We start from the raw sequence: 2,539 nt of genomic DNA, 5'->3' as shown, positions 1-2,539 counted from the left end.
GGTTGGCGTATGAGAAAAAACTCAAACTAGACTAACTGAGTTAGCGCCTATGACCCCGTTTCGTTTGGGAAGAGCTCAAAGAAAGCGGAATCCTTGCCCCTGGGGTTGGTCGCGATTATGTGCGGTCACAGTTGTATTTCAAATTCTAATCAGGGAGTTTTAGTGAGTCTCATTGACCTTACAGATATACTATCGGCAATACCCGACCTTATTGGCGACATCATATCCAGCCCAAGCAGTAAAAAGCGTAAACGTTCTGCCATTGCAAAGAATATCGAAAATATTCCTGATGATAATATTGAAAAATTTGCAAAATCCATCATACCCAAGAAACGACGAACTTCCTTAATTTTATTTATAGTGGGAGCAGGTTTATCCTTGCTTTCTCTCGCAATATTTATATTTACAATCTACTTATATTTTGAAGATAAAACCCTGGACTCTACAGATATAGCAGGATTAATCATGCATCCCATCCTTATAGCATGCGGTATTGTAGGAATGCGAGTTGGAGGCTGGCCCTATACGCATTTCAGGCTGCAAGGGTTCACCTACAGAGATAAACCGTTTAAGAGCACCCACTTACAATACGATGAAATACTGGGATACACTTACGTTCAAGAACCCAAAGAGAAAATAACCTTATATCACAAAAATAATAGTGTGACACTATCTATCGGCAGTCAAGATTTTTCATATCTGATGAGCCAGATAATCTTCCGTCAGACTCATGGAAGGTGGGCCGTGATGAACGCGCGGGAAGACCTGCGAGAGGTTATATACGCTATGGACGACAGCATTTATGCACAGTGGCTCATCAACCATCCCAAAGCTATGTTTTCCTGAGCATCCAGGAATACCGTCCAGAGGTGAGTGCCCACAGATTTCATTCAGTACCTATAGAAACCTACGTTTACCCAAGTGAGAGTACTGTTCTTCTGAAAACCTGATAGTTACACACAGAAACTATACTGATACGTGTAACTATTGCGCACCTTCTACCCCTAAAAGGTATCTCTGATGGACCTTGAGACCAGGATCTATAAATACAGCCTCATGATCGGAGGGGCACTACTCACGGTATTATTTCTCCTTTGCACCATAGTCTATATCTTTATAAGTCAAGAGCTAGGCTGGGGGGCGTTGATGTTTGTGAGTATGCTGATCAGCATCGGGGTGTTCTATACCGGTTGGGATACGGGCCGGAACCGCCCAAAAGAGCAGGAACCTGAAGACCAAGAAATCACTGACGTAGAGCATCATCAGGAATCATAACCAGCATCTAATATTGGCTAGAGATATGGTCATGTAATTCTGCGTGAGTGTATCCTCTGCTACTTTCTGCCAGCGACAAAAAGTGTAGTGTAATGAAGGGTATTGGGTTATGGGTCCTGCGTTCTACGGCCTGCTCGGTGGGTTCCTGGTGAACATCATGCCCGGGACCAAACGTAAAAAGGACTAGAAACCCTAAATGTGGAACAGCATCGCCCACCGATTGCCTATATCATCAGCTACGGGATACTCTTCATCGCCTTTATAGCTTTCCCTATATATATTACGACATGAAATATGGTCGTTTTTATGTAGAGGCTCATATTCTTAGTCTTATTGGTTTTGGTATACCTGGTTTTATTTTTGTGGCTCATTGTCATAACTATTACCACTGCTTCACGGAAACCGGGATCCGCTGGCGTAACTGGCGACGCAAAGTCCGGTACTTTGACTACCACAGCATCTACAAAGTCACTTATGAGCAAACCAGTAAGAACGGGTGGGTGAAGATCAGAAGTACCCAACTGCCTCAACGTATCAAGTTGGGGTTTGATACGAATCAGTTTGATGCGACGATTCTTTATGCTCAACTGCAGTACCGCCTGGAGACTGGGGTTTGGGTGCAGGTGTGGGAGGATGAACGATTCCAGCAAATCCTCTCTGGTAGGCCGGGGGTACGGTTTTTACAGGATCATGCTTGGGTCAAACCCCTCGAATTCCCCCGTGAGTCCGACCAGACTTTCGAGGGTAAAAGTTAACTTAAGTATGGCGAGTCCTGCCTTACCGGGGTTGTTGGCTAGTCTTGCTACTAAGAAGGCACTTCGCTCAAGCGCACCATGATTCAACATCGCAGGAGTCCGTCTGTGCCCCTATGCCAGGTGCCACAACGTACAACGCTGGTACAGCCTCTATCACCGTAATGTCGTAGCAGACCATGACGATTTGGTGCATCCGACAATAATAGTAAACCTATATAAAAATATATTATATATTTATAATAATTAGATATATATAATTTATTATAAAATAATATTTGAAAATTTTACACTTGTATATTACCAAGAACGCCGTAATATTACGACACGCGGGAAAAATTATGCATATAAAGGTTTTGAAATACCCAAAAATTATGAACACTGATTCTTATCTTGTAATTCATGATAATAACTATGTTCAACTATATATTTGAACATAGCTTTATTTAAATAACATTTTAATAACAAGGCTTTAATATCCTTGACCCTCACTAAAAAGCAAACATAAACTA

3 protein-coding genes are annotated in these 2,539 nt (G+C 42.2%); all 3 read left to right on the top strand.

Annotated elements, in window-relative coordinates:
* Positions 1 to 162 precede the first annotated feature (162 nt).
* The 3 genes from HMPREF2554_RS02540 (at position 163) to HMPREF2554_RS02530 (ending at position 2,030) form a co-directional block, all read left to right on the top strand.
* Positions 163 to 846: a hypothetical protein gene (locus tag HMPREF2554_RS02540; RefSeq protein ID WP_070553873.1), complete on the top strand. Its 684-nt coding sequence runs from the start codon at positions 163 to 165 to the stop codon at positions 844 to 846.
* 174 nt (positions 847 to 1,020) lie between these two features.
* Complete coding sequence (locus HMPREF2554_RS02535; protein ID WP_070553870.1) at positions 1,021 to 1,275, top strand: hypothetical protein; 255 nt, start codon at positions 1,021 to 1,023, stop codon at positions 1,273 to 1,275.
* A gap of 500 nt (positions 1,276 to 1,775) precedes the next feature.
* The gene (locus HMPREF2554_RS02530; RefSeq protein WP_070553868.1) at positions 1,776 to 2,030 is read left to right on the top strand and encodes a hypothetical protein; all 255 of its coding nucleotides are present in this window, start codon (positions 1,776 to 1,778) and stop codon (positions 2,028 to 2,030) included.
* Positions 2,031 to 2,539: the final 509 nt, after the last annotated feature.

Origin of the sequence: Rothia sp. HMSC071F11, from assembly GCF_001809115.1 — a bacterium.
Taxonomy (GTDB): Bacteria; Actinomycetota; Actinomycetes; order Actinomycetales; family Micrococcaceae; genus Rothia; species Rothia dentocariosa.
The sequence above is the reverse complement of the archived record's forward strand: the minus strand, read 5'-3'. Positions and strand labels throughout refer to the sequence as shown.

Excerpts from the sequence above, each read along its gene's own strand:
- HMPREF2554_RS02535 (WP_070553870.1), top strand. The coding sequence starts at position 1,021 with ATGGACCTTGAGACCAGGATCTATAAATACAGCCTCATGATCGGAGGG.